At 51.2% G+C, this 6000-nt stretch carries 10 protein-coding genes; all 10 read right to left on the bottom strand.

The features are described 5' to 3' along the window. Positions 1-202 (bottom strand): hypothetical protein (locus tag R7Q11_RS18465; RefSeq protein ID WP_042632561.1); only part of this gene is annotated, 202 nt, incomplete at its 3' end. A 72-nt stretch (positions 203-274) separates the two neighbouring features. Then, positions 275-598 carry a hypothetical protein gene (locus R7Q11_RS18460; protein WP_015058952.1) on the bottom strand — a complete coding sequence of 108 codons (324 nt, stop codon included), beginning with the start codon at positions 596-598 and terminating at the stop codon, positions 275-277. After that, positions 540-2267 carry a toprim domain-containing protein gene (locus R7Q11_RS18455; protein WP_000122922.1) on the bottom strand — a complete coding sequence of 576 codons (1728 nt, stop codon included), beginning with the start codon at positions 2265-2267 and terminating at the stop codon, positions 540-542. Before R7Q11_RS18455 ends, R7Q11_RS18460 begins: the two co-directional genes overlap by 59 nt. 177 nt (positions 2268-2444) lie before the next feature. Further along, complete coding sequence (locus R7Q11_RS18450) at positions 2445-2831, bottom strand: hypothetical protein (RefSeq protein WP_001077336.1); 387 nt, start codon at positions 2829-2831, stop codon at positions 2445-2447. 106 nt (positions 2832-2937) lie between these two features. Next, the gene (locus R7Q11_RS18445; protein ID WP_001032043.1) at positions 2938-3084 is read right to left on the bottom strand and encodes a hypothetical protein; all 147 of its coding nucleotides are present in this window, start codon (positions 3082-3084) and stop codon (positions 2938-2940) included. A 205-nt stretch (positions 3085-3289) separates the two neighbouring features. Further along, positions 3290-4141, bottom strand: a complete 852-nt coding sequence (locus R7Q11_RS18440; RefSeq protein WP_000595210.1) for a hypothetical protein — start codon at positions 4139-4141, stop codon at positions 3290-3292. A gap of 74 nt (positions 4142-4215) precedes the next feature. Then, on the bottom strand, positions 4216-4773 hold the full coding sequence (locus R7Q11_RS18435; protein ID WP_000064432.1) for a hypothetical protein: 558 nt from the start codon (positions 4771-4773) through the stop codon (positions 4216-4218). A gap of 73 nt (positions 4774-4846) precedes the next feature. After that, a complete protein-coding gene (locus R7Q11_RS18430; RefSeq protein ID WP_405532174.1) occupies positions 4847-5089 on the bottom strand; it encodes a hypothetical protein in 243 nt (80 codons plus the stop codon). Beyond that, a complete protein-coding gene (locus R7Q11_RS18425; protein WP_000184110.1) occupies positions 5079-5348 on the bottom strand; it encodes a hypothetical protein in 270 nt (89 codons plus the stop codon). Before R7Q11_RS18425 ends, R7Q11_RS18430 begins: the two co-directional genes overlap by 11 nt. Continuing rightward, positions 5341-5946, bottom strand: a complete 606-nt coding sequence (gene yfbR / locus R7Q11_RS18420) for a 5'-deoxynucleotidase (protein WP_000071870.1) — start codon at positions 5944-5946, stop codon at positions 5341-5343. Before yfbR ends, R7Q11_RS18425 begins: the two co-directional genes overlap by 8 nt. Between the last annotated feature and the right edge of the window lie 54 nt (positions 5947-6000).

The raw sequence follows: 6000 nt of genomic DNA, 5'->3' as shown, positions 1-6000 counted from the left end.
AGCAAGCCAACTTGTCGTCAAAATCGGTGTTGCAAAAACGGGAGTGACCATAGATTCCGTTTTCTGAGACGACCCCTACAATACCGACACCGATGGCTGTTACGGCGACCTTACGCAGGTCTTCACCGATAGCTCCCAGAGTCTTCTTGTCAGGAGAGAAAAGACGCACAAACCACGTCTTAATACGCAAAAACTTTTTCATGATTACCTCCATAGTTGAAGAGGAGGCGAATCATGCCTGAGAGGGCATGAACACCCCCTCAGGGTTAAAGTTTTAGGCAGACAAAGCTGTTGGCTTCGCCTTGTTCATCTTCATTGAGTTAATGATCTTCGTCGCTTCATCAGCAAACGGGCCAGTAACTTGGATAGGCTCCCTTCTTGCGAAGGAGGCTGTCACCATCATTCTCTGGCCGTGCATCAGATGACGATACCGAGACCGCATAAGCTCAACGTAGGCCGCAGAGTCCCCCTCCCACCCCTCAGGGGGAGAGAAGGGGCACACCGCGTCGTTACCAGGCGTTGTATCAACCTTCGAGACATCAATGACGGCCATACTCAGCTCTCCTTCTCGCAATGAAATCGCGCAGGTAGCGAGCATTCGGGAAACCGAGGCTTCCCTGACTCATCAGGACATCGTTCCAGTCAATCCCTTTCGCTCTGGGCGGGATCGGGAGCTTAGGCAGCAGGACGTACACACGAATGCCGCGCTTCTCCAGCTTGGCTTTCAGCACGTTCGCTGACTTCTCCCCAGTCACAGACTTATCTTTGTCAGCCCAGATCAGTACGGTGTGAACACCTTCTGGAACCTCGAAGGACTCCATTAGGGTGGCATTGACCGTTGACCAAACCGGGATTTGAGTGACTCGATAAGCTGACAGAGCTGTTTCCAGCCCTTCTGCAACACCCAGGATACCCTCAGTCGGTTCACCGAGGCGGATGGCCGCGCCATTGACATCCAAACCGTCAGGAATGGGCATCATCTTTTTGGCGTTGCCGACCTTGGCTTTTTTACCGTTTTGGGTGAGATAGGTGCGGTGGAGCGTTACCAGGTTGCCTTCCACATCTCGGATAGCGCAGACGATAGCCGGGAATTTCCCAACTTCATTGCCATCTTCGTCGTAGTAGGCCATAGCCGGATTGAACCGCAGACAGTCTGTTTTTTCTACTTCATCAACTTTGAACAGCAGCTCGCGGTTTTTGAAGTACAGACGCATTGGCTCAGTCACATGACTGGAGAACGGCAAACACTCGTTCCATACCTTCTCGATTTTCTCACGGAGACGAGCACTGTAAGCGCGTTCGCGCTCCATTCTCTTCTCCATTTCTTCTTGGAGCTCAAGCAACCAAGGCTTAGGTTGTTCACGAAACATCGGAACAACTTTCGGCTTATTTTCGCTGCTTTGCTCTTCCGGTTGTGTGGCCGCAGGTTGTACTTGCGGTGCCGGAGTTTCTACCTTGCGGTTGACCACAGGGGCCGACTCAACATGGTGACTCACCGGCTCAACACCACCGTTCGAGCGAGCGCGGAACTGCGTTACCGTAGCGCCGCGACGTTCCACCAGCCAGGTGTTGCGATGCGTTTGCATAGGTTGTTCTCTCACAACATTCCCCTGCTCGTCCTTAACTTCAACGACGACAGTTACAGGCTCGCGCCCGAGGTTTGTCATGACGATCTCATCCCCATACTTGGCTTCACTTTCACCAATGGCTCTTTCAAGATCCACGCCCCAGATGGTGCGTTCCAAACCGCTCTTGTCACGGATGAAGGCAAAGTAGCTGAGCTCGTTGTCTTCGTTATGCTCATAAGGAGCTTTACCGTGGGCAATCAGAGTACCGGCAATGGATTTTTTACGATTCTTGGAATCGAGAACCTTGTTATTCACCTTCATAGGCTCTTGCTGAACAGGCGCTTTGGCCTGGACAGGAGCTCGTGTCGGTGCAGCGGCTTGTTGATACTGGGGTTGCTCTTTCTCAACGCCCAGATAATCACCAACCTCGCTCAGGCACTGTTTAAAGTCCCAGTTATTGAGCCACATCAGCAGCTCAAAACCATCATGATTGGCACCGCATGTATTGCATACGCCGCCACCAGTCAGGTGGGCATCCTTGAACAGTCGGAAGCCATCTTTCCCGCCGTGGATAGGACAAGAAACATGACGACCAGGTTTACGGAGAGCTGGTTCAAGATGGGGCGCTAGGGCCGCCAGGATGAATAGCCAGTTTCCGTTTGCAGCTTCACGAACGGTGTCAGCTTTGTAGTAAGACATAGGTTTTCTCCTTAGCGTGAACCCCAGCATCGAGGCTTCCTTAAACCCCCGTCGCCAGGGTTTTAAGGAAACCCCGACACCGGGAGAATGTGCCAAGGAGGCTCCCCAGCCGGGGAGTTCTCCCCGGCGAGGGGTTTAAAAAGGTCGCCCCCGAAACGGAGGCGAATTTTGTGAATATCACAAGCACAAATGAGCGCCCTCTTCCGAGGCCATCATGATTGTGACATCTGCGGTTACAGGATCTGACTTAATCACAACCTCAGTGGGTTTGAAAAAGCCATCTACAGTGGGCATGGGGTAATAAAGACGAATCTTTCCCCAATTCTTGTTGTCGGTAAAAGCGACCTTTGTTTGAGCAACACAAAGCTGCAAAAACATGAAAAGGAAGTCTTCTACCGAGTGCTTACCATCTGCACCAAATACTCCATCGACAATTGCCGGGGTCACTGCCACATTGGTCAGGAAACCAGCTTGTTTACCGATGGAAGATTGGTCCACCAGCAGACCATCATTGATGGCTTGTTGACGGATTTGGGCGAGGTCCAATTTAGCTACTTGGTTCATAAGGTGTACTCCAAAGTTAATGGGTACACCTACCCCGTGCGGGGAAGTGTACCCGCATGGGTTATTGAAAGGTCACGGCCAAAGCCGAGCTTTAAGGTTCCGAGTTTTACGCTGGCTGAATGCGCCAAAGAACGGTCGGAGGAAACGAGTCAGCGACACGCTTCACATTCGCGTAAAGAGTGTCCGTAAAGACACGCTCTAAGCGACGACCACCTTGACGATAAACCAACTTAAAGTCTTGGAATTTGTTCATGGATACCTCCAGAAATAACGGGAGGTATCTCCAGCAGGAGATAGACTCCCGCAGGGATTAATAAATTAACGTTAATTTGCTGTTTGTTTTTGGCGACCAGCTATCGCACTTTTCGCTCTCCGAAGAGAACAAAATCTGCTTACTGATGGTATTCACCATGAGTAAGAAGACTTGGGAAGTAAAGCAGGGGTTTCCCCCTGCCTTGTTATGCCGCTTTGAGGTGGCGAGAGAAAAAGTCCCTGGTTTGCTGGATAGCTCCCCGGAGAAGTTCTCGTCTGTAGCCAGCGTAGCTCTTGTCATCACTGGCAACGGTCAAGCCGTGCAGACTCTCTTCACCCAGGACAATCTCGTTTTCACGAGAGAGTACCTCAACACGTAGGCCAAGCACTCGCTCTTTCCCTTCCAGGATAGAACAAATTGTTTGGTCTCTTACTTCGTCATCCCAGTGGCCCATATCGAAATCCCGCTCAGGGAGTTCAGTAACACGCACCAGGTAGTTTTCAGTGGCCCGTTCCCAAACCACTTCATCTTCGCATGGAGAGGCCTCGATCAGCGAGTACCCGTCCGCTTCGAGCTTCTTGGAAAGACTTTTTACATCATCCGCCAGCTCCAGCACAAAGCGTTCCCAGAGGTCTTGCCAGCGCTCGACCATATCCTGGTTAATCCCTTCAATGCCGGTGCCAATCATGGAATCATCATCAGGGAAGATCCCTGTGAAGTCCACGTTGTCGTCGATGTTCATGCAGTTCCAATGGCTGTAGTGATGCCCGTGACTATTCCGAGTAATGGACAGGTCACAGGAACCATATTCGCGGAGGACAGAAAGCATATTCTCAATGTCTTTCTGTGCCATCAGGTTCTTCACGCGGCTGACAGCATCCACTTGGCCGGGCTCAGTGCTGAATAGGCGATTCATGAGAGCTTTGACGTCATCAACGCTCAAATCCCCGTAGAAGGCTACGCCATCCCCCTGGCAGTATCCGAGACTGTACTCAATCGTCAGATCATCCGGGTATCCACACTTAACCAGTTCGTTTTGAAAATGCTGTTTAATCATTGGTATCTCCTTAATTTCAGAGGGAGACACCATCCCCTCAGGGACCGATGTCCCCCGTGGGGTTAATGTTTGGGTTAAGAAGCCTTGCGGCTTAATTCAGTATCAAATCGAGGACCTTTGAGAACCGCAGTTTTCATAACCTCGAAGTTTCTTGGGTAACGCAGCTTTGAAACTGCGCCAGCTCGGATGTCGGCAGCCTCACTTGGAGAGACTAGCCTTAACCCTTCGCTGGTTTCAGCGTAGAACCAACCGGCATAACGCTCATAGGCATTCTGCTGGTACTGTTCAGTCGCCATATTCTTCCGGATCGCCTCTGTTAAGGCCTCAACAACACCGTCATCTTTCGTGATGATGTTGAAAACATGAGAGACAGTCAGGAAGTTCCCAAAGAAGCAGGCTGCCCCAAGCCAAGGCTGGAACATTTCGCCATTTCGCCCCGTCCTCACCATTGGTTCAAACGGGTATGGGCGATAACAGTGATACTGCTCAAACATCGGGTCAAGAACGTTGTCACCCAGGACATCCAGTAAAGTCTGAATACTGTCCGGGTCTTGGCCTGCCCACTTACTCCCATTGCTGAGAATCAGTGTTTTACCGTCAGTACGCTCCAGAGCTTGTTCAAAGTTAGACATAGTGCATTCCTTTTGGTTAGGACGCACCACACCCTCTCGGGATGATGCGCCCGAGTGGGTTAGTTGAGAAGGCTTAGCCGTCAAGTCCGTAAATTACGGCGGAGCCGGGCTCCATCTCGACAACTTGTGCGCTTCCTTCTTCTATCAGCTCCTGCATGTAACCAGACTCAGCATCCGGATTACGTTCGCAGTGTTCGTCCCAGCGTTTCAAAAGCCCTTCTGTGGCTTGTCCGTGGGTCTCACCAAGGCCGATAAACTCATAGTGTCCTGTGTTTACGATGATCACCACCATAGCTAGTGCTCTCCTACAGGTCACTTGGTACATACAGGTCATCTTTGATGGCAGAAAAATCGACAGGAGACTGGTCCCCATAGGTTCGATTCACGCCACCAGCATCATCGACACTGACAAAAACCGTGCGGAGTAAACCGCTGGGCTTTGCAGGGTAAACGATGCTGACATGCTGACCTTTGTACTGTTCTGACAAAGTGCTTTGAAGCTCATCAACCGAACGGAATTTCCGGTCGCGGCCAAAGTCCTTAATCTTGATGTCGCCAGGGATTGGATTAGTCATCGTTACCCCCTGCCAGCAGTTTATCTACTGAATGGCCGAGTCCGTTACCAAACCATTTGTCCAGAGCGTCGATTTCCGGGAAGTCCGATTTCACCTGAGCAACAACACGTTCCATTTTGCTGAGAGCATCCTGGAACTCAAGGCCATTACCTGCGGCCACCTCAAGTTTGCACTTGATGTAAGCGGAGTAGGTATCACAGGCCTTAACCAGTGATTGTTCATAGCCACCGGGAGCGAAGGCTATGGCGACTGCATCCTGGAGTTCTTCGGGAAGAGTCTGGATGAGTTTGTCCTCTGCGGCCTTTTCCAGTCGTTCAAACTCACGCTGCAAAACAGCGTTTGCTTTCTTGACCGGTGTTACAACATCCGAACAGAGAACCTCGGCTGCATCATGCAACGAAGCATGAGCAAGCATGACTGCCAGATCCACCGACTTCCCTTGCTGAATGGCAATATTGCCAGCCAGGTAGGAAAGCAGGGTAACAACAGCGCTGTGTTCCAACACAGACTCCGGTTGAACAGAGTGCATCAGTGACCAGCGTTTGATCAGGCGTTGGCGCAAGGCCAGAGCTAGAAAGCCGAAATTTGAATTAGACATAGTGCCTCCAAAATTGGTTGGAGGTACACCAAAGCCGACCGGGCCTTGGTGTAC

Source organism: Vibrio sp. 970 (genome assembly GCF_033339075.1).
This window is presented reverse-complemented; position numbering and strand designations above follow the sequence as displayed.